General features: G+C 64.3%; 27 protein-coding genes and 1 pseudogene. 15 read left to right on the top strand and 13 right to left on the bottom strand.

Annotated elements, in window-relative coordinates:
* Nucleotides 1–34 precede the first annotated feature (34 nt).
* Nucleotides 35–490, top strand: a complete 456-nt coding sequence (gene lspA / locus XH89_RS30985) for a signal peptidase II (RefSeq protein WP_194464131.1) — start codon at nt 35–37, stop codon at nt 488–490.
* On the opposite strand, the pseudogene XH89_RS30980 reads toward lspA, so the two are convergent.
* Together XH89_RS30980 and XH89_RS30975 are read right to left on the bottom strand one after the other, a co-directional pair.
* Nucleotides 487–894: pseudogene (locus XH89_RS30980) on the bottom strand (DUF4864 domain-containing protein). The gene lspA and the pseudogene XH89_RS30980 overlap by 4 nt on opposite strands.
* A gap of 65 nt (nt 895–959) precedes the next feature.
* The gene (locus tag XH89_RS30975; protein ID WP_194468686.1) at nt 960–1,598 is read right to left on the bottom strand and encodes a TetR/AcrR family transcriptional regulator; all 639 of its coding nucleotides are present in this window, start codon (nt 1,596–1,598) and stop codon (nt 960–962) included.
* Nucleotides 1,599–1,839: 241 nt separating this feature from the next.
* Between XH89_RS30975 and XH89_RS30970 the strand changes: the two genes are divergently transcribed.
* The 3 genes from XH89_RS30970 to XH89_RS30960 are packed head-to-tail and all read left to right on the top strand — an operon-like array spanning nt 1,840 to nt 5,643.
* Nucleotides 1,840–2,337 carry a (2Fe-2S)-binding protein gene (locus XH89_RS30970; RefSeq protein WP_194464130.1) on the top strand — a complete coding sequence of 166 codons (498 nt, stop codon included), beginning with the start codon at nt 1,840–1,842 and terminating at the stop codon, nt 2,335–2,337.
* Nucleotides 2,334–3,389, top strand: a complete 1,056-nt coding sequence (locus XH89_RS30965) for a xanthine dehydrogenase family protein subunit M (protein WP_194464129.1) — start codon at nt 2,334–2,336, stop codon at nt 3,387–3,389. Before XH89_RS30970 ends, XH89_RS30965 begins: the two co-directional genes overlap by 4 nt.
* Nucleotides 3,382–5,643 carry a xanthine dehydrogenase family protein molybdopterin-binding subunit gene (locus XH89_RS30960; RefSeq protein ID WP_194464128.1) on the top strand — a complete coding sequence of 754 codons (2,262 nt, stop codon included), beginning with the start codon at nt 3,382–3,384 and terminating at the stop codon, nt 5,641–5,643. Before XH89_RS30965 ends, XH89_RS30960 begins: the two co-directional genes overlap by 8 nt.
* A 104-nt stretch (nt 5,644–5,747) precedes the next feature.
* On the opposite strand, the gene XH89_RS30955 is transcribed toward XH89_RS30960, so the two are convergent.
* From XH89_RS30955 to XH89_RS30945, 3 genes are all read right to left on the bottom strand, one after another.
* Nucleotides 5,748–7,211, bottom strand: a complete 1,464-nt coding sequence (locus tag XH89_RS30955; RefSeq protein WP_194464127.1) for a lysozyme inhibitor LprI family protein — start codon at nt 7,209–7,211, stop codon at nt 5,748–5,750.
* 102 nt (nt 7,212–7,313) lie between these two features.
* Entirely contained in the window at nt 7,314–7,466 is a 153-nt protein-coding gene (locus XH89_RS30950; protein ID WP_194464126.1) for a hypothetical protein, read from the bottom strand.
* A gap of 229 nt (nt 7,467–7,695) precedes the next feature.
* Nucleotides 7,696–8,244 (bottom strand): cupin domain-containing protein, encoded by a 549-nt coding sequence (locus XH89_RS30945; RefSeq protein ID WP_097665749.1) that lies wholly within the window; start codon nt 8,242–8,244, stop codon nt 7,696–7,698.
* Nucleotides 8,245–8,391: 147 nt separating this feature from the next.
* On the opposite strand from XH89_RS30945, the gene XH89_RS30940 reads away from it, so the two are divergent.
* Entirely contained in the window at nt 8,392–9,720 is a 1,329-nt protein-coding gene (locus tag XH89_RS30940) for an aspartate aminotransferase family protein (RefSeq protein ID WP_194464125.1), read from the top strand.
* Between the two features lie 70 nt (nt 9,721–9,790).
* Nucleotides 9,791–11,056 (top strand): D-amino acid dehydrogenase, encoded by a 1,266-nt coding sequence (locus XH89_RS30935; RefSeq protein ID WP_194464124.1) that lies wholly within the window; start codon nt 9,791–9,793, stop codon nt 11,054–11,056.
* A gap of 111 nt (nt 11,057–11,167) precedes the next feature.
* Here XH89_RS30935 and XH89_RS30930 read toward each other — a convergent pair whose 3' ends face one another.
* Nucleotides 11,168–11,734 (bottom strand): helix-turn-helix domain-containing protein, encoded by a 567-nt coding sequence (locus XH89_RS30930; RefSeq protein ID WP_246767665.1) that lies wholly within the window; start codon nt 11,732–11,734, stop codon nt 11,168–11,170.
* On the opposite strand from XH89_RS30930, the gene XH89_RS41430 reads away from it, so the two are divergent.
* From XH89_RS41430 to XH89_RS30910, 5 genes are all read left to right on the top strand, one after another.
* Nucleotides 11,724–11,885 (top strand): hypothetical protein, encoded by a 162-nt coding sequence (locus XH89_RS41430; protein ID WP_246767664.1) that lies wholly within the window; start codon nt 11,724–11,726, stop codon nt 11,883–11,885. The genes XH89_RS30930 and XH89_RS41430 overlap by 11 nt on opposite strands.
* Nucleotides 11,886–11,997: 112 nt before the next feature.
* The gene (locus XH89_RS30925; RefSeq protein WP_194464122.1) at nt 11,998–12,756 is read left to right on the top strand and encodes an ABC transporter substrate-binding protein; all 759 of its coding nucleotides are present in this window, start codon (nt 11,998–12,000) and stop codon (nt 12,754–12,756) included.
* Nucleotides 12,757–12,790: 34 nt separating this feature from the next.
* The gene (locus XH89_RS30920; RefSeq protein ID WP_194464121.1) at nt 12,791–13,444 is read left to right on the top strand and encodes an amino acid ABC transporter permease; all 654 of its coding nucleotides are present in this window, start codon (nt 12,791–12,793) and stop codon (nt 13,442–13,444) included.
* On the top strand, nt 13,441–14,172 hold the full coding sequence (locus XH89_RS30915; RefSeq protein WP_194464120.1) for an amino acid ABC transporter ATP-binding protein: 732 nt from the start codon (nt 13,441–13,443) through the stop codon (nt 14,170–14,172). Before XH89_RS30920 ends, XH89_RS30915 begins: the two co-directional genes overlap by 4 nt.
* Before the next feature lie 12 nt (nt 14,173–14,184).
* Nucleotides 14,185–15,471 carry an FAD-binding oxidoreductase gene (locus XH89_RS30910; RefSeq protein ID WP_194464119.1) on the top strand — a complete coding sequence of 429 codons (1,287 nt, stop codon included), beginning with the start codon at nt 14,185–14,187 and terminating at the stop codon, nt 15,469–15,471.
* 53 nt (nt 15,472–15,524) lie between these two features.
* On the opposite strand, the gene XH89_RS30905 is transcribed toward XH89_RS30910, so the two are convergent.
* Both XH89_RS30905 and XH89_RS30900 read right to left on the bottom strand, forming a co-directional pair.
* Entirely contained in the window at nt 15,525–15,734 is a 210-nt protein-coding gene (locus XH89_RS30905; protein ID WP_194464118.1) for a hypothetical protein, read from the bottom strand.
* Nucleotides 15,735–15,937: 203 nt separating this feature from the next.
* On the bottom strand, nt 15,938–17,527 hold the full coding sequence (locus tag XH89_RS30900) for a gamma-glutamyltransferase family protein (protein ID WP_194464117.1): 1,590 nt from the start codon (nt 17,525–17,527) through the stop codon (nt 15,938–15,940).
* Nucleotides 17,528–17,685: 158 nt separating this feature from the next.
* Between XH89_RS30900 and XH89_RS30895 the strand changes: the two genes are divergently transcribed.
* Entirely contained in the window at nt 17,686–18,417 is a 732-nt protein-coding gene (locus XH89_RS30895) for an enoyl-CoA hydratase-related protein (RefSeq protein WP_246767663.1), read from the top strand.
* Between the two features lie 93 nt (nt 18,418–18,510).
* Here XH89_RS30895 and XH89_RS30890 read toward each other — a convergent pair whose 3' ends face one another.
* Nucleotides 18,511–18,687, bottom strand: coding sequence for a hypothetical protein (locus XH89_RS30890; protein ID WP_194464115.1), 177 nt, complete (start codon nt 18,685–18,687; stop codon nt 18,511–18,513).
* A 9-nt stretch (nt 18,688–18,696) separates the two neighbouring features.
* A complete protein-coding gene (locus XH89_RS30885; RefSeq protein ID WP_194464114.1) occupies nt 18,697–18,930 on the bottom strand; it encodes a hypothetical protein in 234 nt (77 codons plus the stop codon).
* 242 nt (nt 18,931–19,172) lie between these two features.
* On the opposite strand from XH89_RS30885, the gene XH89_RS30880 reads away from it, so the two are divergent.
* The 3 genes from XH89_RS30880 to XH89_RS30870 all read left to right on the top strand — a co-directional run bounded on the left by XH89_RS30880 (nt 19,173) and on the right by XH89_RS30870 (nt 23,252).
* On the top strand, nt 19,173–21,203 hold the full coding sequence (locus XH89_RS30880) for a sorbosone dehydrogenase family protein (RefSeq protein WP_194468685.1): 2,031 nt from the start codon (nt 19,173–19,175) through the stop codon (nt 21,201–21,203).
* Nucleotides 21,160–22,101, top strand: coding sequence for an SMP-30/gluconolactonase/LRE family protein (locus XH89_RS30875; protein WP_194464113.1), 942 nt, complete (start codon nt 21,160–21,162; stop codon nt 22,099–22,101). Before XH89_RS30880 ends, XH89_RS30875 begins: the two co-directional genes overlap by 44 nt.
* Before the next feature lie 125 nt (nt 22,102–22,226).
* Nucleotides 22,227–23,252 (top strand): histone deacetylase family protein, encoded by a 1,026-nt coding sequence (locus tag XH89_RS30870; RefSeq protein ID WP_194464112.1) that lies wholly within the window; start codon nt 22,227–22,229, stop codon nt 23,250–23,252.
* A gap of 124 nt (nt 23,253–23,376) precedes the next feature.
* Here XH89_RS30870 and XH89_RS30865 read toward each other — a convergent pair whose 3' ends face one another.
* The 3 genes from XH89_RS30865 to XH89_RS30855 form a co-directional block, all read right to left on the bottom strand.
* Nucleotides 23,377–24,357, bottom strand: a complete 981-nt coding sequence (locus tag XH89_RS30865) for an LLM class flavin-dependent oxidoreductase (protein WP_194464111.1) — start codon at nt 24,355–24,357, stop codon at nt 23,377–23,379.
* Nucleotides 24,354–25,085, bottom strand: a complete 732-nt coding sequence (locus XH89_RS30860) for a 4'-phosphopantetheinyl transferase superfamily protein (protein ID WP_194464110.1) — start codon at nt 25,083–25,085, stop codon at nt 24,354–24,356. The genes XH89_RS30865 and XH89_RS30860 overlap by 4 nt, the downstream gene beginning before the upstream one ends.
* 229 nt (nt 25,086–25,314) lie before the next feature.
* Nucleotides 25,315–25,479 (bottom strand): hypothetical protein, encoded by a 165-nt coding sequence (locus tag XH89_RS30855; RefSeq protein ID WP_194464109.1) that lies wholly within the window; start codon nt 25,477–25,479, stop codon nt 25,315–25,317.
* Between the last annotated feature and the right edge of the window lie 4 nt (nt 25,480–25,483).

The following is a 25,483-nucleotide window of genomic DNA, read 5'->3' as shown; positions in this document are numbered from 1 at the left end:
GACGGCGCCACGTGCGAGCCTCCGCTGGATCTGGTTGAGCCTCGCTGTCGTGCTGCTGGATCAGGGCACGAAACAGCTCGTCGTCAATCTGCTGGAGCCGGAGCGTCCGGTGCTCATTCTGTCGTCCACGGCACTGCCGTCGATCGATTTTCTACGGTCCTATAACAAAGGCGTCTCGTTCAGCCTTCTGCGGTTCGCGGACAATGCCCAGCGTTGGCCGCTGGTCGCTCTGTCCCTTCTGGCCTGCGGACTGCTGGGCTGGTGGCTCCGCCGCGTGCCGCCGCGCCAGCCGATCCTGGCAACCGGACTTGCGCTGATCATCGGCGGCGCGTTCGGCAATCTGCTGGACCGTGCCCGGCTCGGCTCGGTGATCGATTTCGTCCATTTCTCCTACAAGGACTGGTCGTTCGCCATCTTCAATGTCGCCGACACGGCCATCACCCTGGGCGCCATCACGACCGTGGTGTCCCTAATGCTCGAGGCGGCTTAAACCGCCTGTCCCGCCTTCAGCAGCGAGCAGCCAGTGATCTTGTAGCTTCCGTCCGCTTGCTGCTCCAGCGTGTAGAGCGCTTCTCAGGCTTCGCCATTGGCGTCGATGATGTGAACGCGCTGGGCAATTGAGCTACCCTCGGTCTTGCTGTCGCCGAACTCAAAACTCTTGTGGCGATAGACCGGAGCGTAGCCGTTCTGCACCATCGACATGAAGATGTCGGGCGCCGGGAAGATCTGCTGGATCGACGGCGCGGCATAGGAATAGGCCGCGCTTGCATCGTCACGGACGAAGGCTTGCTCCTGGGCGCGGATCACGCCCTGCGCCGCCGTGACGTCGTCGGCGCGCGCGGCGAGGGGGCTGAAGGCAAGAGCGAGGGCGACGAGCAAGGCGGCAATGCGCATGGCAGGCTCCGCGTTGATATCCCGGCGATACTGACCCTAACACGATCTTGGAAAGTACGGACGGGCTATCGCTTCCGTTTCACCGCCGCCTTCGCAGGCTTGACCGTGCGCGTCGTGGCCTTCGCGTCGGGCTGCACGCGCAGTCCGTCCACAAACACGTCGAGCATCCGCAGCACCGAGGATTGCCAGCCGGGCTGGTCGTGCATGTAGCACATGCCGAAGAACGCGCGCAGCAAGTCCTCGGGACTGATGTCGGCGCGCATCACGCCGGTTGCGACCGCGCGATCGAGCAGCGAGCCGACCGCCTTGGTCAGGCGCTCGAAGGAGAAAGCATGCAACTCGGACCCGCTCTGCACCGCGAGCGCCAAGGCTGCCACCATGCCCTTCTTGGTGGCGACGAATTCCACACCCGACCGCAGCCAGCGCCTGAGCGCCTCGACCGGATCATTGACGTGCTTCAGCTGCTCGGCGAGCTCGCTGAGCTGCTCGACCTCACGCCGGTACACCGCCTCAAACAGGTCCTCGCGCGTCGGGAAATGCCGGTAGAGCGTGCCGATGCCAACGCCCGCGCGCTTGGCCACGGCCTCGAGGCTTGCTTCCGGGCCACCCGCGCTGAACACGGCCTTGGCCGCTTCGAGCACGCGCTCGCGATTGCGCATGGCATCGGCGCGGGGCTTGCGGGTCTGGTCGGTGTGGTCGTCCATATCAGGCAATGTAGATCACGAATTGGTTAGATTGAACCCTTGCAGGGCTGCATCGCGTTGTCAGCGCACGGGCTTTTGACGAATTCCAAATATTTTTCGGCGGCTCTTGTTAAACGGAGGGTGCCTCCGTATCTTCGCGGGTGTCGGCCCGGAACATGTCCACGCCGGCGCGATATCGACGGTGGCCACGGCGGTGGCGCGCCGAACGATGAGCCATGTCCAAATCTGATCGGAGCCTTGTATGAACCACTCCATCAGCCTCACCGTGAACGGTGCGCGGCGCGACTTCGTCCTCGACGATCCTCGCGTCACGTTGCTCGATCTCCTGCGTGAGCGCCTCCATCTCACAGGAACCAAGAAGGGATGCGACCGCGGCCAGTGCGGCGCCTGCACCATTCTCGTCGACGGCAAGCGGATCAATTCCTGCCTCGCGCTCGCCATCAGCCATGACGGCGCCGACATCCTTACCATCGAAGGCATTGCGCGCGGCGACCAGCTTCACCCCGTGCAGGCCGCCTTCATCGCCCATGACGGATTCCAGTGCGGCTTCTGCACGCCCGGCCAGATCATGAGCGCGATCGGCATGATGCAGGAGGCGCAGGCCGGCAACGATCCCGAACGCATCCGCGAATGCATGAGCGGCAATCTCTGCCGCTGCGGCGCCTATGACGGCATCGTCGATGCCGTGCTTGAGGCCCAGGCCGGTGCCGACGCAACCAACCAGAGGCGCTCCGCATGAAACAGTTCGATTATGTCAAGCCGGCCACGGTCACCGAAGCCGTTGCCGCCGCTGCCCAGCCGGGCGCCGCTTATCTTGCCGCCGGCACAAATTTGCTCGATCTGATGAAGGGTAACGTCAGTCGTCCGGATCGTCTGGTCGATGTCACGCATCTCGAAGGGCTTGATCGGATCGAGCGCCTCGCGGACGGCTCGTTGCGGATCGGTGCACTCGTGAGCAATGCCGACCTTGCGCATGATGCGGAGTTCGCGAAGGCCTATCCGGCGATCGCCGAAGCGCTTCTCTCCGGGGCCTCCGCGCAATTGCGCAACGCCGCGACCGTGGGCGGCAATCTGTTGCAGCGGACACGTTGCGCGTATTTCTACGACACGGCCAGCCGTTGCAACAAGCGCGAGTCCGGCAGCGGCTGCGACGCCCGCGATGGCGAGAGCCGCACCCATGCCGTGCTCGGCTGGAGCGAGAGCTGTATCGCGACCCACCCCTCGGACTTCTATGTGCCGCTGGTTGCGCTCGATGCCATTGTCGAGATCGAAGGCAAGAATGGTCGCCGCGAGATCGCGCTCGAGGAACTGCATCGTCTGCCGGGCAATACGCCCGAACGTGAGTCAGCGCTCGAACCCGGTGACCTCATCGTCGCCGTGCGTCTGCCGCCCGCGGCACGTGGGTTTGCCGCACATACGCGCTATCTCAAGGTCCGCGAGCGAACGTCTTACGCGTTCGCCATTGTCTCGGCCGCGGCGGCGCTGCGGATCGAGAACGGCAAGGTCGCGGAAGCCCGGCTCGCGCTTGGCGGTGTTGCCGCAAAGCCCTGGCGTGCTCGCGCCGCCGAGGATGTCCTCAGGGGCGTCGCGCCCACCGCAGATGCCTTCCAGGAAGCCGCCTGGCGCGCGCTCACCGACGCACAGCCGTCCGGTGACAATGCCTATAAGATCGAGCTGGCGCGCCGCATCGTCGTGCGCGCACTGACCCTTGCCGCTGCCGGGACACCTGCGCGCATCCCCGCGCTGCCGGCATCTCCCTTTCCTTCGACCTCTGGAGCCATTCATGCCTGAGCTCAATCTCACCAGTGCTCCCGCCCACCTCCGTCACGGCTCGAGCATCGGCCAGCCGCTGACCCGTCGCGATGGCGTGCTCAAGGTCAGGGGCCAGGCGACCTACGCTGCTGACAACCATCTGCCCGGCATGTTGTTCGCGGTGATGGCCGTGTCCAGCATCGCGCATGGCCGCGTGACCTCGCTCGATGTCGCTGCCGCGAAGCGTCATCCCGGCGTCGTCGACGTCATGACGCCGGATCACAAGCCGCAGCTCGCGATCGACCCTGAAATCAAGACCAATCCATTCGTGTTCCGGATGGAGGTGCTGCAAAGCAATGAAGTCCGCTACGCCAATCAGCCTATCGCGGTCGTGATCGCCGAGACGCTGGAGGCGGCGACGGAAGGCGCGGTGCTGCTGGCGCCTCGATATGAGATGCTGCCCGCGCTGATCGGGCTTGATGCGGGCAAGAGCTACGTGCCCCCCGTCGTTGGCGTCGGCAATCCCGCGGAAAATCATCGTGGCGATGTCGCGGCAGGGCTCGCGTCAGCCGACAAGCAGATCGACGCGACTTACGAGACGCCGGCGCAATATCACAATGCCATGGAGCCGCATGCGATCGTGGCTCACTGGAACGGCGACCATCTTCAGATCGACATGCCGACCCAGGGATTGATGCTGTCGTTGGCGCGCGTTGCCGAGCTGTTCGGTATTGCGCATGACAAGATCCACATCCGCAGTCCGTTCCTCGGCGGTGGTTTTGGCTCGAAGGGGCTGATGGCCGGTCCTCCGGTCCTTGGCATCATGGCCGCGAAGCTGGTCGGCAGGCCGGTCAAGCTGGTGCTACGCCGTGAGCAGATGTATGGCCCGGTCGGCCACCGTGCGCCGACACGCCAGCGCTTGCGCATCGGGGCCGACGCCGAAGGGCACCTGACCGCGCTCGATCACCACGCGCGCACGGTGTCGAGCACGTTCGATGATTTCTACGAGCCGGCGGCGGATGCCTCGCACACGCTCTATGCGGCGCCCGCAATCCGCACCTCGCATGACGCGGTGCGCGTCAACACCGGCACGCCATTGTTCATGCGTGCGCCGGGCGAGGCGACGGGCTCGATTGCACTGGAAAGTGCGATCGACGAGATGGCCTGGGCCTGCGGCATGGATCCGCTCGCCTTCCGCCTGAAGAACTATGCCGAGGTCGAGCCGATCACGGGAAGACCCTTTTCCTCGAAAGCGCTGCGTGCCTGTTACGATCAGGGCGCGGCGCGTTTCGGCTGGGCGAAGCGCTCGCTTCAGCCGCGACAGATGCGCGACGATGCCGGACTGCTGGTCGGCTGGGGGATGGGCACCGCGACGTTCCCCGCGCTGATGTTCCAGGCTGAAGCGCGTGCCGTGATCCGTCGTGACGGCACCGGCGCAATGGAGATCGGCGCGCATGACATGGGGCAGGGCGCCTGGACGGCGCTGGCCCAGATCGCCGCCGATGCCGTCGGTCTCGATATCGACCGCGTCACGTTCAAGGCCGGTACGTCCGATCTGCCTGATGCTGGCATCGCCGGCGGCTCGGCCCATACGGCGACCGCGGGGGCTGCGATCCACAGTGCCGGCGCCGCGGTGATCGCAAAGCTCGCCGATCTTGCCACCAAAGACGAGCGATCGCCGTTGTTCGGCGCCGGCAATGCCGGCGTGATCGCGCGCGACGGCAAGTTGATCCGGCGTGACGATGAGAGCCGCAGCGAGAGCTATGGCGACATCCTCGCTCGCGCAGGCGTCGCCGAAGTCGAGGCGCGCGGCACCGGCGCGCCGAATCCGGCGGCGATGGAGGAATACGCGATGCACGCCCATGGCGCGGTGTTTGCGGAAGTGAAGGTCGATCCCGAGCTCGGCCAGATCCGTGTCACCCGCATGGTCGGCGCCTTCGCGGCGGGACGCATCGTCAATCCGCATCTGGTGAGGAGCCAGCTGTTCGGCGGCATGATCTGGGGCATGTCCTTCGCGCTGCACGAGGAAGCGATCACCGACCGCCGCAGCGGCCGGATCATGAATGCCAATCTCGGCGAGTACCACATCCCGGTGAATGCCGACGTGCCACCGCTCGACGTGATCACGGTCGAGGAGCACGACCCGCATGTGAATGCGCTCGGCATCAAGGGCGTCGGTGAGATCGGCATCACCGGCAGCGCCGGCGCGGTCGCCAATGCGGTCTGGCACGCGACCGGCGTGCGGGTGCGCCGTTTCCCGATCCGGATCGAGGAGCTGCTGACGCAGCGCTGAGGTCCGACGAATCGATGCTGCCGCAAGCGCGATGATGATTCATCGGAATCTCATCGCGCTTTAGCGTATCGCGTCCGACGGCTTGTCGATGTCTGCGGACGGCTTTACCGGAAACAGCCGCGCGGTCGAAGAAATCGTGATGTTGCGCTTGCATTTCGACTCGTCGCTGTCGCTCTTGCTCTCGCGCTTGGCGGCAAAGACGTCGTCGAGTCGATTGACGACGAGCATGGCGTGATCGCGCTCCAGCGTGTCCGGATTCTTGCCCTGCTCGCTTGAACGGAATACGGCGCCCTTGAAGTCACCGCTGATCTCGTAGTCGCAGCCACCCTTCCAGTCGGCCTGCCACCATTTCCAGCCCTGGGCGTCGACCGCACCGTCCTTGTCCACGGTGATCCTGATGATGGCATTGTAGGCGAGCAAGTGCCGGCGAGGCCGACGCGCTTGTCGTCGAAACCCTCGAGCAACGCGATGCGTTCGCGTTGCAGGCTGTTGAGATGATCGCGTCCGGACACCGTATAGTGCATCGCCGAGGTCTGCTTCTCCCAGGCCGGATGCAGGAATTCGGGATATTGCAGGGTCTGGCTGCTCACCCAGTGGCGCTGGTCGTCCGTCAGCGCGCGCCGCGTTGCGTCGTCCAGGCGCGGCAGCAGTGCTTTCCATGCGCGGTTGAGCCGCTGGTCGTTCGCGGCCAGATCCGGGTCCGCGCAGATCTCCTCGTCAGTGGCCGTTTCCGGTCGCACGCAGTCGAAGGTCGGCGTCACGAAGCTTGTATCGACCTTGTCGGTCCCATCCTGCTTGGCGCTCGCGAAATAGGTGCCGGTGATCTGACCGGGGTGATCGCAATCAGGATCATTCGACGAGAACCATTGCTCCTCGGTGGCCTGGAGAACGACGCGGAGCGTATCGCCCTGGCGTCGCAACTTGATCGAGACCGGATCGGCAGGCTTCGCGCCGGGCTCGGAGGGTTGCGTCGGGACCGTAACGCCGGCGAGCCAGCCATCTGCGCCCGGCTTGAGAGTGGCGTTGAGCTTGCATTCCCAATGCTTGTCGCTGCCATAGTCGGAGTTCAATTCGGCGTCGAGACGATAGCTGCCCGACTCGGTTGCGGTGACAGTGACACCGCCGAGTGCGTTGGCCCAGGCGCCCCCCAGGCCGTCGCGGCCGAAACCGCGTGCGAGATCATCGAGCGCAGTCGCGCGCCGGCGCAGCGCGTCGGCCAGGTTCTGGCGGAGCTCGGCCTCGTCGGCTTGCTCGACGGTATAGGCAGCCTCCTGGATCATCTCGTTGAACCAGGCCTGGTCGCGCTTGAGCAGGGGCCGGATGTTGGCCGGGGCCTTGGTGACCGCAGCCGCAAAGGATGCGTCGACCGCGGCGACCAGCTTGTCGTAGCCGTTTGCCTTGCAGAATTCGCTGGTGCCTTCGATCTTGCTGCCGTCGGAGTTTTGCGCGCAGAGCGTCATCGCCATCGGCCCTCTGCTGCTGGCGCGCAAGGTATCGTCCATCGCGTTGGCGGCGGCGGGACAGAGCAGCGCGGCTGCAAGCAGCGTAAGGCGCACTGGCACGGACATGGACGGTCCTTGGTCGAAGCAGGTCAGGATCTGCTCCTTGGTCGCCCGTTCCGTCGCTCTGGTTCAGGAAGCGGGGGCGTTGCGTCCGCCCTAATGGCCGGGTCAGTTCATCATCCGGCGGAGAGCTTTGACCTGCTCTCGCTGCTTTTCGATATACTCCGCGAGAGCCTTGCGCAGCTCGCGCGAGTAGAGCTTGTCGGTATCCTGCTGAACCTTGTCGAGCGCGGCTTCGGCATTGGCGAGAGTGGTCTTCATGGGGGAGCCCTCCGACGAAGCGGCCCCGGAGTGCCTAGGAGTCCGGGGCCATAACCTCAGCACCTTTGCGCGAGGCTGCTCGGCTACAAGATTGACGATAGGCGGGATTCGGCGTGCGGAAATTGAGGTGGCTCAAGCGCGGCCGATTTCATTTCGTTTTCTTTCCGTATTCGTCCGGACCGAATTCCTTGAGCCATCGCAAAGAGGTTGGAGCGAACGTGAAGGCGCCTCAAAACGTCGGCGGCGTGCAGGCCGAGATCACCTCGCACGGCTTGCCGCCGACGCAGCGAAAGCGATGCGGGCGTCGGCTCTCGAAATAATAGGCATCGCCGGGATTGAGGATGCGGCGTTCGTCCTCGACGGTGACCTCGAGCTTGCCTGAGATCACGATGCCGCCCTCCTCGCCCTCATGAACGAGGTGCACGCGCCCGGTGTCGCTGCCGGGCTCGTAACGCTCTTTCAGAATTTGCAGGCTGCGGCCGAACAGATTGTCGCCGACTTGCCGATAGGAGATCGGCTTCTTGCCGACCTCGGTCAGCTCCTCTGCGCGATAGAAGATCTTGCGCCGCGACTCCGGCTCGAGCGCGAAGAACTCGGCGAGCCCCATCGGGATGCCATCGAGGATGCGCTTGAGCGCGCCGACGCTGGGGTTCATCTGGTTGGATTCAATCAGCGAGATCGTCGAATTGGTGACCCCGGCGCGCTTTGCCAGCTCGCGCTGCGACAGCTTCTGGCGCGCCCGGATGAATCGCAACCGTCCACCGATGTCGACGCTCATGCAGAATCCCTGTTGCAGATGTTGCGGATCGCGCAAATATGGACCCGCTGGCCCAGTAAAATCAATGGCTTGCAGGTTGCCAGAAAAGGACTTGTTGCGCTATCGAAGCCGTGGCTCTGCTATGCCGTCAGCAAAGGAGCGTGGCCCGTGACCCTTCATCAGATTCCGAACACTATCAAGACCGACTCGTTCTGGATGCCGTTCACGGCCAACCGCCAGTTCAAGAAGGCGCCGCGCCTGTTCTCCTCGGCCGAGGGCATGCACTACACCACCGTCGACGGCCGCAAGGTGATCGACGGCTCCGCGGGCCTCTGGTGCGTCAATGCCGGCCACGGCCGCAAGCAGATTGCCGCTGCGGTCGAGCGGCAGCTGATGACGCTGGATTTCGCGCCGACCTTCCAGATGGGGCACCCTCTGGCGTTCGACTTCGCCGAGCGTCTCGCCGAGATCGCGCCGAAGGGTCTCGACCGCGTCTTCTTCACCAACTCCGGCTCTGAATCGGTCGACACCGCGCTGAAGATCGCGCTCGCCTATCATCGCGCCACCGGCCAGGCGAGCCGCACCCGCCTGATCGGACGCGAGCGCGGCTATCACGGCGTCGGCTTCGGCGGCACCTCGGTCGGCGGCATGGTCGCCAACCGTCGCGCCTTCACCACCCTGCTGCCTGGTGTCGACCATATCCGCCACACCCACGATCTGTCCCGCAACGCCTTCGCCAAGGACCAGCCCGAGCATGGCGCCGAGCTCGCCGATGATCTCGAGCGTCTGGTGGCCTTGCACGGTGCCGAGACCATTGCCGCCGTCATCGTCGAGCCGGTGCCCGGTTCGACCGCGGTGTTGCCGCCGCCGAAGGGCTATCTGCAGCGTCTGCGCGAGATCTGCGACAAGCACGGCATTCTCCTGATTTTCGACGAGGTCATCACCGGCTTCGGCCGTCTCGGCACGCCTTTCGCCGCCAATTTCTTCGGTGTTACGCCGGACCTGATGACGACGGCCAAGGGCATCACCAACGGCACCATTCCCTGCGGCGCGGTGTTCGCCAGCCGCAAGGTGCATGACGGCATGATGGTCGGCCCCGAGAACCAGATGGAGCTGTTCCACGGTTACACCTATTCGGCGCACCCGACCGCCTGCGCTGCTGGTATCGCCACGCTCGACATCTACAAGGACGAGGGCCTGCTCACGCGTGGTGCGACCATGGCCGAATACTGGCGCGATGCGCTGCATTCGCTCAAAGGCCTGCCCAACGTCGTCGATATCAGAAATTGTGGCCTGATGGGTGCGGTCGAGCTGGCGCCGCGTGATGGCGTCGTCGGCGCGCGCGGCTACGACGTGATGGTCGACTGCTTCAACACCGGCCTTTACCTGCGCATGAGCGGCGACAGCTTCGCGATGTCGCCCCCGCTCATCGTCGAGAAGAGCCACATCGACCAGATGGTCTCGATCCTCGGCGACGCCATCAAGAAGGTGGCCTGATAATTGCTCTCGCCGTTGCGGAGTTTTACCTTGCAGCGGCGAGCGTGATGCCGCGGGAGTTTGACCAAGCGTGAAAGTTCTGATCCTCGGCAGCGGTGTCATCGGTGTCACCTCTGCCTACTACCTCGCCCGTGCCGGCCATGAGGTGACGGTCGTCGACCGTCAGGCGGAGCCAGCACTGGAGACCTCCTTTGCCAATGCCGGCGAGGTGTCGCCCGGCTATTCTTCGCCATGGGCCGGCCCCGGCGTGCCGGTCAAGGCGGTCAAGTGGCTGTTGATGAAGCACGGCCCGCTGGTGATCCGGCCGAAGATCGACCCTGTGATGTGGGTCTGGCTGCTCAAGATGCTGCGCAATTGCACCAGCGCGCGCTATGCGGTCAACAAGAGCCGGATGATTCCGATCGCGGAATACAGCCGCGATTCCTTGCGCGATCTGCGCCGCGACATCGGCATTCAATATGACGAACGTTCGAAAGGAACGCTGCAGCTGTTCCGCTACCAGGCGCAGCTCGACGGCACCGGCGAAGACGTCGCCGTGCTCAAGCAGTACGGCGTGCCTTACGAGACGCTGAGCCGCGAAGGCTGCATCGCGGTCGAGCCGGCGCTTGCGGGCGTGAAGGAAAAGTTCGTCGGCGGCCTTCGCCTGCCGCAGGACGAGACCGGTGACTGCCACATGTTCACCCAGGCGCTGGCCAAGCATGCGCAGGCGCTTGGCGTGCGCTTCCTGTTCAACACAGGCATCGACCGCATCGAGACCGACGGCGGGCGCGTCAGCGGTGTCGCGACCGGCGCAGGCCTGTTGCAGGCCGACAGTTACGTGCTTGCGCTCGGAAGCCATTCGTCCCGGATGGTCGCGCCGCTCGGGATCTCGCTGCCGGTCTATCCGGTGAAGGGCTATTCGATCACGGTGCCGATCAAGGAGGCCTCCGGCGCGCCGGAATCGACCGTCATGGACGAAAGCTACAAGGTCGCGATCACGCGCCTCGGCAATCGCATCCGTGTCGGCGGCACCGCTGAAATCTCCGGTTTCTCGACCAAGCTCTATGAGGCGCGCCGCGCCACGCTCGACCATTCGCTGACCGATCTATTCCCGCGCGGTGGCGATCTGTCGAAGGCAACGTTCTGGAGCGGTCTTCGTCCGATGACGCCGGATGGCCCGCCCGTGATTGGCCCGACGAAGTATGCCAATCTCCACCTCAACACCGGCCACGGCACGCTCGGCTGGACCATGTCCTGCGGTTCGGGGCGCGTGCTTGCGGATATGCTCTCGGGCAGGAAGCCTGAGGTCGATGTGAGCGAGCTGACCGTGGACCGGTATCAGCACCGGTTTGGGTAAGACTTTATCCCCTCGTCATTGCGAGGAGCTCTTGCGACGAAGCAATCCAGACTGCCTCGGCGGTGAGACTCTGGATTGCTTCGCTTCGCTCGCAATGACGTGGGAGAGAGCCTACGCCCCCGTCACGCAATTCACCCACAGCACCACGGCCTTCGCATCCTGCGCCGGATTGGAAAACCGATGTGGCCTGCGGCTGGCAAAACGAAAGCTGTCGCCGGTCTTCAGCGACCACGTCTCGCTGTCCACCGTCAGCATCATCTCGCCTTCGAGCACGAGGCCGGCCTCTTCGCCGTCATGGGTGTAGAGCTCGTCGCCGGCGGAGCCGCCGGGCTCCAGATGCACCAGGAACAGGTTGAGCTTGTTGTCGGCGCTCGCCGGACTCAGCAGCTGTTTCGAGACGCCGGTGCGCCAAAGCTTCAACTCGGGCCGTTGCAGTCCGCGCGTGACGACCTGATCGGATGTGCCGTCGGCACTCGGGCTGGCGCCAAACAACGCGGCGATGCCGACGCCGAGCACGTCGGCGAGCGTCGCCAGCACGCGCAAGGAGGGCGACGACAGGCCGCGCTCGATCTGGCTGAGGAAGCCGATCGAAAGCTCGGTGCGCGTTGCAACCGTTTCGAGCGAGAACTGCCTGACGCGCCGGAGATCCCGGATGCGGCGGCCGACCGTGACGTCCATTGCCGGCTCCGCTGGCTTCGCGGTAGCCTTCTTCCCGCGCGTATTGCCATTCCTGGCCGGCTTCGCCGCGGCCGGTTTGCGCATTCTTTTGCCACCGCTCACGTCAAACCGCTTCCTTCATGTGCATGAAAACCACTTGCGTCGTCGATGAAAGTGTGGCCAAATTTTCATATTGGTGAAAATAGGCCGAAACGGGTCGGTCCGCAACGTCTGCGATCAGGACGTGCGAGCGCCGACAACGGCCGGACCCAAAGGGGGATGCGATGAAGCGTTTTGGTCTGGCCGCGGTCGCGGCGCTCGCAATAGCAGCGATGATGCCGGCTCAGGCACAGCAGGTGCTGAAGGTCGGGTCGACGCCGACGGGCATTCCCTTCACCTTCCTCGACACCAAGACCAACACCATCCAGGGCATCATGGTCGATCTCATCACCGAGATCGGCAAGGATGCCGGCCTCAACGTGCAGATCGAGCCGATGCAGTTCTCGGCGCTGATCCCCTCGCTGACCTCGAGCAAGATCGACATCATCGCCGCCGCGATGTTCATCACCGCACCGCGCAAGGAGGTCGTCGATTTCTCCGACCCGATCTACACCTATGGCGAAGGCCTGGTCGTGCCGAAGACCGACACCAAGGCCTATACGACACAGGACGATCTGAAGGGGGAGACTGTGGGCGCGCAAGTCGGCACGGCCTTCGTCGATGCGTTGAAGAAGACCGGCCTGTTTGCCGACGTGAAGGCGTACGACACTATCCCCGACATCCTGCGCGACGTGAACACTGGCCGCCTCAAGGCCGGCTACGCCGACTATCCGATCCTCGCCTACAATCTAAAGCAGGGCGGCTTTCCCGAGGTGCGGCTCGTCGACGGCTACAAGCCCGTCACCATCGGCTCGGTCGGCATCGGCGTGCGCAAGGGCGAGACCGCGCTGCTTGCGAAGATCAACGCGTCGCTGGCGAAGCTCAAGGCCAACGGCACGATCGACAAGATCCTCGAGAAATGGGGCCAGAAGGCGCAAGGTTGATAGAGGCTGATAACGACTCATCGAAGGTTACCCGATGAAAGGCTTCTGGCACGACACCGCCGAGTTCTTCCCGATCCTGATGAACGGCGTCGCGCTGACGATCATCGTCACCATCGGCTCGCTGCTGCTCTCGACGGTGCTTGGCCTGATCTGGGCGATGATGCGGGTCTCCGGCATCAAGGCGCTGTCGATGCTCAGCGCCAGCCTAATCAACGTGATCCGCGGCATCCCGATCATCGTGCTGTTGTTCTACCTCTACTTTGTGATGCCCGATCTCGGCGTCACGCTGTCAGCCTTGCAGGCTGCCATCCTTGGCCTCGGCATTGCGTACTCGGCCTACCAGGCGGAGAACTTCCGCGCCGGCATCGAGGCCATCGACAGGGGCCAGATCGAGGCGGCGCAGTCGATCGGCATGGGCTGGTGGTTGACCATGCGCCGCGTGGTGCTGCCGCAGGCCGTGCGCATCGTGCTGCCGCCCTACGGCAACGTCATGATCATGATGCTGAAGGACTCCTCGCAGGCTTCGACCATCACGGTCGCTGAGCTCGCCCTTCAAGGCAAGTTGATTGCCTCCTCGACCTTCAAGAACACCAACGTGTTCACGCTGGTGGCGCTGATGTATCTCACCATGAGCATCCCGCTGATCCTGCTGGTTCGTCACTTCGAGAAGCGGGTCGGCAAGAAATGATCGAGCTGAGCGACGTCCACAAGAGCTTTGGCAAGGTCGAGGTGCTCAAGGGCATATCTGCCTCCGTGCAGAAGGGCGAGGTGGTCTGCATCATCGGGCCATCGGGCTCAGGCAAGTCCACCATCCTGCGCTGTATCAATGGGCTCGAAAGCTACGACCGCGGCGAGATCAGCGTCGAGGGCCTCAAGGTCGATCGCGATGCGCCCTCGATCGTGAAGGTCCGTACCCAAGTCTCGATGGTATTCCAACGCTTCAACCTGTTCCCGCACAGGACCGTACTGGAAAACGTCGTCGAGGGGCCGCTGTTCGTGAAGAGGGAGCCGCGTGCGCAGGTGCTCGAGCGCGGCCGTGCGCTGCTCACCCAGGTTGGCCTCGCCGAGAAGGCCGATGCGCATCCGCCGCAGCTCTCCGGCGGTCAGCAGCAGCGTGTCGCGATCGCGCGGGCCCTCGCCATGCAGCCGAAGGCGATCCTGTTCGACGAGCCGACCTCCGCGCTCGATCCCGAGCTGGTCGGCGACGTGCTCGGTGTGATGCGCAAGCTCGCCGACGACGGCATGACCATGGTCGTTGTCACCCATGAGATGGGCTTTGCTCGCGACGTCGCCGATCGCGTGCTGTTCATCGACGGCGGTGTCATCGTCGAGCAGGGGCCGGCCAAGACGCTGCTCAATCAACCCCAGCATCCACGCACGCAGGATTTTCTGCGCCGTGTGCTGCATCCGCTCTGACCGGGCTCTTTCATGACGACGCGCCTGCCTCTGCCGCCATCGCTCTATGCCGACACCGCCGTCGCGCCGGTTGCGACGCCGCCGCTCGACACGGACAAGAATGTTTCCGTCGCGATCGTCGGTGGTGGCTACACTGGTTTGTCCACGGCGCTGCATCTGGCCGAGCAGGGCGTCGAGGCACTGGTGCTGGAGGCTCAGGAGCCGGGCTGGGGCGCGTCCGGCAACAATGGCGGCCACACCAATCCCGGCTTGAAGCACGACCCCGATCAGATCGAGGCCGATTTCGGCCCCGAGCTCGGCCGCCGCATGATCGCGTTTTCCTACGGCACGCCGAACTTCACGCACGATCTGATCCGCCGCTACCAGATTCCCTGCGAAGCCCGGCAGAACGGTACGCTCCGCGCGGCCTACAACGAGGCCAGCGCTGCCGCGATCGAGAAGACCGCGCAGCAATGCATCCGTCGCGGCATGCCGGTGTCGTATCTGAATCGCGAGCAGGTGCGCGAGATGACCGGAACCGACCGTTACATCGGCGCCATGTTGGACAGCCGCGGCGGTGATCTGCATCCGCTCAGCTATGCCCGCGGCCTCGCGCGCGCGGCCATTTCCGTCGGCGTGAAGGTCCATGGCGAGACGCCGGCACTGTCGCTGCGTCGCGAGGGCAGCCGCTGGCGCATCGAGACGCCGCGTGCAGTCGTGCACGCCGACAAGGTATTGCTTGCGACCAACGGTTTCACCGGCGATCTCTGGCCAGCGCTCCGCCGCACCATCGTGCCGGTGTTTTCCTCGATTGCCGCGACCGCGCCGCTCTCCGACGAGATCGCACGCTCGATCATGCCGACGCGTCCCGTGCTCTACGAGAGCGGTCACATCACCGTCTACTACCGCATCGACCAGCAGAACCGCCTGTTGATGGGCGGCCGCGGCCCGATGCGTTGGATCAAGTCGCCCACAGACGTCGCCTATCTCATGCGTTACGCCGAGCGGTTATGGCCACAGCTCAAGGGCGTGGCCTGGACTCACGGCTGGAACAGCCGGCTCGCCATCACCGGCGATCATTATCCGCACGTGCACGAGCCGGCCGAAAGCATCCTGATCTCGCTCGGCTGCAACGGTCGCGGCGTCGCGCTCTCGACCGCGATGGGTGCCCAACTCGCGCGTCGACTGATCGGTGGCGCCAAGGCCGAGATCGACATGCCGATCACTGGCATCAAGCCGATCCCGATGCACGCGTTCTGGCCGGTTGGCGTAACGACAGCTGTGATCGCGGGCCGCGTGCGGGACCGGCTCGGCTTATGAAGAAGGCGCCGCCTTCTGAGGGGCGGCGCTGTGGGTGAATTGCGGATTGAAGGTCAGCAGCGGCCTTGTTTCCACAGGCCTGGTGGGCACCCGTGACCGCGCCAACCGACCTTGCGTCCATGCGACCATCCGGGCGGCGTGCCATGGTAATGGCCCATCGCGTGGCCATGTCCGCCTCCGTGACCGCCCTTGGCGAGCGCAGGGCTGGTAAGCGTGAGGCCGGCCGCAACGATCAGCGATGCGGCGAGCGCGAGTTTTTTCATCGTGTCCTCCAGTGAATCCAATTCAGGGTGAGCGCATTTGTCCGTTCGATGAACGAATTGTGAGCAGGCAAGTTCCCTGCAAATGTGGGGAAGTCGTGGCGCTCGCGCAGATAAGCAGCTGCGCGCTCGCTCAACGAGCGCTGGTATCGTCTCGCATTGATCGGCGGGTCGTTATCGCTGGCGCGTGCTTGTCCCGCGGCTGCTCAGCCTTCCGCCACCGCATCGGCCCAGGGCTGGAAGATCTCGACCGCGCCGGAATTGACGTCGCCATCGCGCATCACCACGCTCGGGCAGGCGAACTTCATCGGCAGCGTCTGCACCGGCGCTTCCCTGTAATCGAAGCGTGCGGCGAGCGTCTTGCGCACATCCGTCGGCAGCCTGATGTCGCCGAGCACGATCGCGCCCTCGCTGCAATCAATGCGGGGCTGGTGGATGGCGGCATCGAGGTCCATGCCGAAATCCATCGCAAAGGACACGAGCTGCATGACGGAAGGCAGAATGCGGCGGCCGCCGGAGGCGCCGACCGCAAGGCGCTTGCCGTCCCCGGTCTCGGCGATGACAGGCGTGTAGTTGCAGAGGCAGCGCTTGCCGGGGGCGAGTGAATTCGTGCTGCCCGGCGTTGGATCGAACCACATGATGCCGTTGTTCATGGGAATGCCGCTGTGTGGCGTCACATATTTCGAGCCGAACGAGGAGAGCAGCGTCTGCGTCACTGCTGCGATATTGCCGTCGCGGTCGACCACGGAGAAATGCGTGGTGCAGGCCGGCGCCAGATACTCGGCGCCGAGCGAGCGCTTGCCGTCGGCATCGCCCATGTCCTTGAGCCGCTCGCGGAAGGCGGCTTGCAGTGCGGCGGCATATTCTAGGTAGGCGGCCGCATCCGGCGCGCTCGCCGGTTTCAGGCTCGCCTGCAACAGGCGAAGGGCGTGCGCCATGGTCGGGCCGGCCGTGAGCTCGGGCGTCGCCAGCACCTTGCCGCGGCGATACGGGATCGCCAGCGGCTCGCGCAGATGGGCGCGGAATGCGGCGAGATCCTCGACCGACAGCGAGCCGCCATCGGCCTTGATGTCGGACGCGATGCTCTTGGCGAGATCGCCCTGGTAGAAATCGCGCGGCCCGGCCTCGGCAAGATGCAACAGCGTCGCCTTCAAATTGTCCTGCGGCAGCCGGATCTCAGCCTCGATGCTCCAGGGTGGGCTGGGAGGCAGGCCGTCCTTCAAGAACATGGCGGCGCTCGCGGGGTAGCGCCGGAGGTCCGCCGCCGAGCCCGTGATGGTCAGCTCGGTCCACCAGTCGACCAGCAGGCCTTCGCCGGCGAGTTTCGCTGCCGGCTCGACCAGGTCCTTCCACGGCATCCTGGCGTAGCGACGGTGCACCTCCTCCATGCCGGCGACGACACCAGGCACCGCGATCGCGGCGGGACCGTGCACGTTGCGATCGTCCTTCACGCGCGGCCAGGGAAACAGGTCGGTGGCGACGCGGTCTCCGGTGATGGGATAATCGGCGGCGCGCAGGCTTTGCGGCGCGCACATGCCGTAGTCGATCACCTCGTAGCGATTTTCCTTGGCGCGGTAGAGCACCATCGCGCCGCCGCCGCCGATGCCGCTATTCCAGGGCTCGAGCACGTTCAGCGCGAAGGTCGTCGCCACGATTGCGTCGACGCAGTCGCCGCCTGCCGCCAGCACCTGCGCTCCCACCTCGGCCGCCCGCCGCGATTGCGAAGCCACGATGCCGCCCTTGGATTTCACGGCGGGTTTGCGGACGATTTGGTTGAGGCTGAACTGATGAGGCATGGTGTCGCTTGTGCTTGCTTTGGCTTTGTTGCGCTGACCTTGACGCTCCGTCATTGGCGGAGCCCACGAAGGATGACACATTGCCGGCAACGAGAACATCGAAAGGGAGAGGCGACATGGCAGGTGTGAAACAGGCGCGGGATGGCGCTGTCGGGATTTTGACGCTCGACGAGCCTGAAAGCCTGAACGCGATGACGCCGGACCTGCTCGGCGCGCTCGCGACGGGGGTCGCCGAGATGACCGGGGATGACGCGGTCCGTGCCCTCATCCTCACCGGTGCCGGACGCGGTTTTTGCTCGGGACAGAATTTGAAGGCAGCCGGTGCGCTGGGCGAGGACCTCGCGGCAGGCGTCATGCGCTTGTACTGGCCGGCCTTCAAGGCGCTGCGCGAGTGCCGCGTGCCCGTCGTCGTTGCCGTCAACGGCGTCGCGGCCGGGGGCGGCTTCAGCCTGGCGATGGCCGGCGACATCATTGTTGCAGCGCGTTCGGCAAATTTTATTCAAGTCTTCAGCCGCATTGCGCTGGTGCCCGACCTCGGATCGACCTGGCTGTTGCCGCGGCTGATCGGCCGGCAGCGTGCGCTCGAGCTGATGCTTTTGAACGAGCCGCTCACGGCCGAACGCGCCCAGCAGATCGGTCTGGTGCGGCAGGTCGTCGACGACGAGCGGCTGATGGAGGAGGCGCTGACGCTGGCGCGCCGCCTGGCGGAGGGGCCGACGCGCGCCCTGGTCGCGACCCGCGCGCTTCTCGAAGAGAGTGAGCACGCGAGCTACGAGGCCCAGTTCCGTCGCGAGATCGAGCTTCAGGCCACGATCCGCACAAGTGCCGATGCCATCGAGGGCCGCAAGGCCTTCGTTGAGAAGCGGAAGGCGAAGTTCACGGGGAGGTGAGGAGCGGGGCCAGCTCCTAAACGCAACAAGGCCGGGTCAAGCCCGGCCATGTTGAGGAGGAGACTCGCAGGAAAGCAGCAAAAGCCGCCGAGCTCAGAGCCCGCGGTTCACGCGGCTGGCCTGATATTTGGCGCGCCATTTCGGGCCAGGCCCGCGCATGTAATGCAGCTCGGGGCGGTAGGGATCACCGGCGACCCGGATCAGCGTCTGCCATTTGGTGGCGACGAAGGTGAGGGGCTGGCGGAAGAGGGTCAGGGAAGCGAACAGCATGACATCACCTCAATGGGGCTTGCCGAGCATGGCGGTGAAGGGGAGATCGAAGATCTCCTCGCCGTCGTCGTCGGCGACATGGATCACCCAGTCGCGCCAGTCCTCACTGCCGGGCGTCTGGATCATCGAATTCATGATCTGAGCGGCACGGTCGCGCGCCTCGGTCAGATTGGCGACGGCGGCGCCGTAGCGGTCGATCAGCGTGCCCTCGGTGTTGGAGCAGTGAAAGTAGACCTGGACCATAAGCGCCTCCTCTGGAAAGCGATTGGGACGGCAAAGCGATACCACCCCAAGCATTCCCGAAACATTCGGGTTGAGCCCGGTAAGGGAATTTACGGAGGTTGGTCGCCACGAAGATCGTTACAGGTTTAATCACGGGCTGGTGATGGCTGGACGGCGCCCAGGCGGCGTGAAAAAAGTCACACTGGCAAGTCGAGGGCACCGTGAACCAGTTCACATTTGAGAGCGAACGCGGAAATCTGCGCATGTTCGCAGCGGCTTTGATTGGAGTGCTGCTCGGCGTCGCCCCGGCCGCGTCCGAACCGGTGAGGAAAAGCGGCTACGCGCTGGGAGCGGAGACGTGCGGCAGCGGCGATCTCGCCTTTCCCAAGATCCAGATCGACATGAAGGCAGGCTTTTGCGCCGGCCTCGTCGCCAGCGAGGAGGATCACCTCAAGTTTCCGCGGTCGATCATCCAGGTGCCCGGCCGCGATCTGTTCGTGGTCGCCGACATGGGCGGCTGGGGTCACACCGACGGGCGACTGTTGCTGCTCGATCCGCACGCGCCCGCCGGCCAGCGATTCAAGGAGCTTCTGACCGGGGTGGAATATCCGTTCGGCCTCGTGATCGGTCCGGACAAGAAACTCTACGCCTCGACCGCCGAGACCATCTTCCGCTTCGATCCGCTTGCGGACAATCCGCGTGGTACCGTCGAAACCATTATCCGTCATATGCCGGGCCGCCGCATCACGCTGCCGGATGGAACGAAACTCGACGAGGCCGCCCATCCGCTGAAGCAGTTCGTGTTCGATCGTAATGGGCGGCTGTTCGTCAGTGTCGGTGCCCATAGCGACGATTGCATCACGCCGGCGCCGATCACCAGGCCTTGCGCGGCAGCCGAAGGCGCCTCCGCCATGGCCGCGATCCGGCTGTTCACACCGCCGTCCGGCGGCGTCTTCCCTGCCTTGAAGCCGAGCGATCCCGATCCGCCCCACACGATTTACGCGCGGGGCCTGCGCAACTCGATGGCGCTGGCACTGCATCCGAATTTTCCCGATGCGGGTTACGCCTTCCTGCAAGGGGAGAACGGCCGCGACCTGCCCGATATCTTCAAGCCGAATGAGGAGATCAACGCGATCGAGCAGGGCAGGCATTATGGCTGGCCCTATTGTTACGACCTGTCGACGCCGAGCCCCGAGTTCAAAAGCGTGCTGCAATCGGGCACGTACAAATCGCTCTGCACGGCCAATGCCCTCTACAAGCAGCCCTTCTCGCTGCTGCCGCCGCACGGCGCGCCGCTCGCGATGCTGTATTATCACGGCGCCAAGTTTCCGGAGCTCGAAGGCAAGCTCCTGGTCGGCCTGCACGGCTATCGCCCGACCGGCAGCCGTGTGCTGATCTACGACGTTGATGACCACGGCTTCCCGAAGCCCGCGCCTCCGCCGGTGCGCTACCACGTCAGTTGTGCGGCGGATCCGACCCACAATTTTCAGACCGAGGCCGGTGACGTCGCCGCCGCGCCGTTCGAGGAACTGATCGCCGGCTGGCACCGCGTCAACGGCGCGCGGCCGCAAGGCGCGCCAGTCGGCATGACAGTCGCGGAGGACGGCGCGATCTGGCTGGTCGAGGACAAGAACCAGACGATCATCCGGATCGATCGCGCCGCGGGCGATCCGCCGCCGCCGCTGCCCTGCGATACGCGCAGCCAGGCGTTGATCGACCAGTTCGCGGCCTTCGTCGCCAAGGACACGCAGAACAAGGTCCGGCTCACCAGCTTGCGCAAGAACCTCGTCGAGAAGCACTGCGTCGGCTGCCACTCCGATTTCGGCCTGAAGGCCGGCCAATCGGATGCGGACAAGGACGCGACCGTGCTCCGTTTCATGCTTGCGCAGGACGGCTGGATCTATCCGGGCGATCCGGAGTCCGGCAAGCTGCGCACGCGGTTGCGTGGCATCGGCGCGGAAAAGCTGATGCCGCCCGGCGGCGAGAGCCTGCCGAAGACCGAGCCAGGTTATCCCGCTCTGTTGACGACCGCGGATCTGCTCGTCGCGAAGATGGTTCCGGGTACGCCGATGCGCATCAAGCTCGGTCTGCCGCAGCGCAAATTTTTCAGCAAAACCAACAAGGAATGCGGCGAAATACCGGCTGCCAAGGTCGTCGTCGTGACACAAAGGAACGCTGTAGACAAACCGGGTTTCAGCCGATTCTTCCGCCCGGCCGATCCGTATTTGAATGGCGAGTGCAGCGACGACGATGGCTATTACATTCGGCAGGAGTTTCTGGTGCCTGTGCAGTAGCCTGCTGCTGATCGTCGCGGCACCGCCGGCCGCAGCCGAGACGAAGCTGTTCGAAAGCGTGCAGGCCACGCCCGACGGTGAATATACACACGGTATCGAGGGGCCCGCGGCCGATCTTGATGGCAACCTCTTCGTCGTCAATTTCGGCAAGCCCGGCACCATCGGCCGATTGCCCGCGGGCGCTGCGGCGTCTGAAGCCTTCACTGAGCTTCCCGAGGGAAGCGTCGGCAACGCCATCCGCTTCGATCGCCATGGCACGATGTTCATCGCCGACTACAAGAAGCACAATATCTTTGCGATCGCGAAGGGCGCGACGGAGCCGGTTGTCTGGTTTCACTCCGACGAGATGAACCAGCCTAACGACATCACTATCGCCCGCGACGGCACGATCTATGCGAGCGATCCCAACTGGAAGGGCCGCGAAGGCCACATCTGGCGCATCGGCAAGGGTGCCGACGGTGTGGTGCAAGGACAAATCATGCCGGCGCCGCGCGCGATGGGCACCACCAACGGCATCGATCTCAGCCCCGACGGCAAGACGCTCTATGTCGGGGAATCCAGCAACGGGCAGGTGTGGTCTTACGCCATCCGCGGCAACGAACTCGCCGAGGCCAAGCTCGTGAAGGCGTTCCAGCCTGATACTATCGACGGTCTGCGCACCGATGTCAGCGGCCGACTCTATGTCGCGCGCATCCTCAGGGGCACGATCGCGCTGATGAAGCCCAACGGCGCAGTCGAGCGCGAGATCGCGCTGAAGGGCAAGGAGCCGACCAATCTCGCCTTCGGTGGCAGCGACGGCAAGACCGTCTTCGTCACGCAACGCCAGGGCGGCTTCATCGAATCCTTCCGCACCGATCAGCAGGGCCGCGAACACTGTCTTCAGCGTGGCCGTTGCTGAGCATCAAAGGCGATCTGCTTCCCGCGCAGAGCCGCGCGACAGAGGCGGCATTCTTCTTGCTTGCATCTGGCCGCCGCAAGGATCAAGAAACTCTGCGGCACATTTAAAGAGCACGGAGTGTTTGAGTGAAAGCCGTCCATACCGAACTGCACCGCAGCCACGATCCGCAATTCTTCCTGGTCCGCGGCGTTGTCAAGCGTACCACCGAGCAGCCTGAGCGCGCCGACCGTCTGCTCAAGGGGCTGAAGGACGGCAAGCACCAACTGGTCGAGCCGACCACATTCGGCCAGGGTCCGCGGGCGCGCATTCACAGCCCGGAATATCTGTCGTTCCTGAGCGAAGCCTGGGATGCCTGGACGGCGCTCGGCGATTCCGGTCCGGAGATGATCGGCAACATCCATCCCGTGCGACATGCCGCGACCTATCCGACGCACATCGTCGGTAAGCTCGGCTGGCACACCGCCGATACCGCAGCACCGATCGGGCCGGGCACCTGGGCCGCGGCGTGTGCCGCGACGGATGTTGCAGTCACGGCGGCGCAGATGGTGATGGACGGCGAAGACGCGACCTACGCGCTCTGCCGCCCGCCAGGCCATCACGCCTATCGCGACATGGCCGGCGGCTTCTGCTTCCTTAACAACAGCGCGATCGCCGCCGCGCATCTGCGGCAGAAGCACGAGCGCGTCGTGATCCTCGATGTCGACGTTCACCATGGCAATGGCACGCAGGGTATTTTCTACGCGAGGCCTGACGTCTACACGGTCTCGATTCACGCCGATCCGATCGCCTATTATCCCTATGTGTGGGGCTATGCCCATGAGCGCGGCGAGGGCCCTGGCCTCGGCGCCAATCTCAACATTCCCTTGCCGATCGGCACGGGCGATGACGGCTATATCAAGGCGATGGATGTCGCGCGCAAGGCGATCGAATCCTTTGCGCCGGGCGCGCTCGTGATTGCGCTCGGCCTCGATGCCTCCGAGCACGACCCGCTGAAGGGCCTTGCCGTCACCACGCCCGGCTTCCGCCGCATCGGCCAGGCCATTGCGAAGATGGGCCTGCCGACCGTGTTCGTGCAGGAGGGCGGCTATCTCTCCGACATCCTCGGCGCGAACCTGACCTCGGTGCTGGCGGGTTTCGAAGAGGCGCGGTGATTTTCGCTGGATAGACCCTCCGTCATTGCGAGCGGAGCGAAGCAATCCAGACTGCCTCTACGGAAAGATCCTGGATTGCTTCGCTCCGCCCGCAATGACGATGCGGAGGCAGTGTGATCAGTCGTCAAAACATCCCGCTCGCCCTGAGCGCCTTGCAGACGTGCTGCATCTCGGCCTCGTCCGCGACCATGTCGAGCATGACAGTGGTCAGGCCCTTCGCCGCGAAATCCCTGAGCTTCGCGCCGATCTCGGCATAGCTGCCGACGAGATAGGGGCAGTCGGCCTGGAAAGTGAGGAACGGCAGGAGCCAGTAGCCATTGTCGTGAAGCTCGCCGCTCTGGCCGTCATAGAGCTTCCGCTTCCAGACGGAATCCGAGTTTTCCACAGTGAGCGCGAGCAACTCGCGATCATCGGGATCGTCGCGGAAGCGCGCCATCGCCGCCCGTCGAGCCTCCTCGCCGCTCTCGCGCGCGAAGATGCCAAAATTCATGCCTGATGCGGTGAGGCCGCGGTCGAGATCGGGCGGCAGCATCTGCATCTTGATGCAGCCGGTCTCAGCCGCGACGCGCTGTGCCGCTTCCGATTGCCCCGCGACGAGAAATTCCGGCATCAACTCGACCGGCAGCCGCGGTCGGAGTTGCAGATTGCTGGCCCGGTAGAACCGGCCGTCGAAATTCACCGGCCGTGGGCTTGCGAGCAACTGGCGCGTCAGGGCGACGAACTCACTGAGCCGGACATAGCGGTCCGCATGCGACTGCTCGTCCCCCAGCCCCTGCAAGTCGCTGATCGCAGTCCCCGTGATCATGTTGAGATAGACCCTGCGGCCGTGGAGCTGCGCGAAGGACGAGACGAATTTCGCAGCCGTGAACGGGTGCATGTAGACCGGATTGACGGCGATCAGCGGCGAAGAGTGTGTGGTCGCGGCGATGATGTGCTGGGCCATGGCCCAGGGCTCGACGAACACGTCGTTGCCTTCGAACAGCAAGATGCCTTCGAAGCCGTTGCGGTCGGCGAACTCCGCCACCCGCATCAGTTCGCCAATATATGTCTTGGGATCGCGGTTGCGCGAGATTGCCGGAAAGACGCGCAACCGCGCCGGGCTCATTCTGCCGCTTCCTGGAGCGGCCAGGCATTGCGGCTGATGCGCAGGCCGCCAGCGGCGCGCGAGCCGTCCGCGATCGCGAGGCGATGCGAGGGCGACGGCGAGCACAGTGAGAAGCGCCAGCCGGCAGGATCGTCGGCGATGTCAGGCTTGAACCTGATCCCGATCGCCTCCCGCGAGATCTGCATGGCGAATGCGTCGAGCGGCAGATTGAGCCCAAACCCTCTGGCCTTCAGATAGGCCTCCTTCAACGTCCAATAGTCGAAGAAGCGCTCGATTGCGGCAGGCTCCGGCAGATTGCGCAGCGTTTCGACCTCTTCCGGCGCAAAGAAACGGAGCGCGGTCGACAGCGGTGCGACGCGCCGCGACACGGTCTCGACATCGACGCCGACCGCCTCATGCTTCGATACGACGCAAGCAACGCACCCGTCGGCGTGGGATAGGCTGAAATGCAATGCTGTCGAGCTCTTGGGCGATGCGATAAAGGGCCGCCCGTAGCGGCCGGTCGAAAACGACCAGTCGGTCGGCTCGACATTGGGGGCGGCATGCGAGAGCGCCATGCGCAACATCGCATGCGCGAAGATATATTGTCGCTGATGCCGCTCGAACATGAAGCGGTCGGCACGTATCCGTTCCTCGACCGAAAGCAGCCGCCGGCACGCATCGACCGCGCCCGGCGAATCGATGCTCTCGATCAGTCCGACAAACAGTTCAATTTCGTCGTCTGCCATAAAATGGGCCCATAGCGTCAGGTGGAGGCCAAATCCGGTCTGACCGAAAGAATCAACCGAGCAGGAAACAACTGAGCGGACGGCTTCTAGCGGTCCACCCGGGCAAATTCTTGTCGATCGCTGGCCGGTTTACAGGCGCAAGCTTGTGCGAGACCCCAACTCGACAGGCGAGCGGCCAGATTTTGAAAATGAAATCCAAGAATTCGTACGGCGTCCCGACCGACGAATCTTACTTTTTCTTCTTGGCCTTCTTGCCGCCCAGCATCGAAAGGCTGGCATCGACTTCCTTTAGTGCGGACTGGAGCTTCTTCTTCTCGTCGGTGAGCAGCTTCTGCAGGGCCTTGCGGTCCTTGTCGCTCAGCGAGGTACCCTTGGTAAATTTGATGAAACCCATAACA

It is taken from the genome of Bradyrhizobium sp. CCBAU 53340, assembly GCF_015291645.1.
Lineage (GTDB): Bacteria > Pseudomonadota > Alphaproteobacteria > Rhizobiales > Xanthobacteraceae > Bradyrhizobium.
The sequence above is the reverse complement of the archived record's forward strand: the minus strand, read 5'-3'. Positions and strand labels throughout refer to the sequence as shown.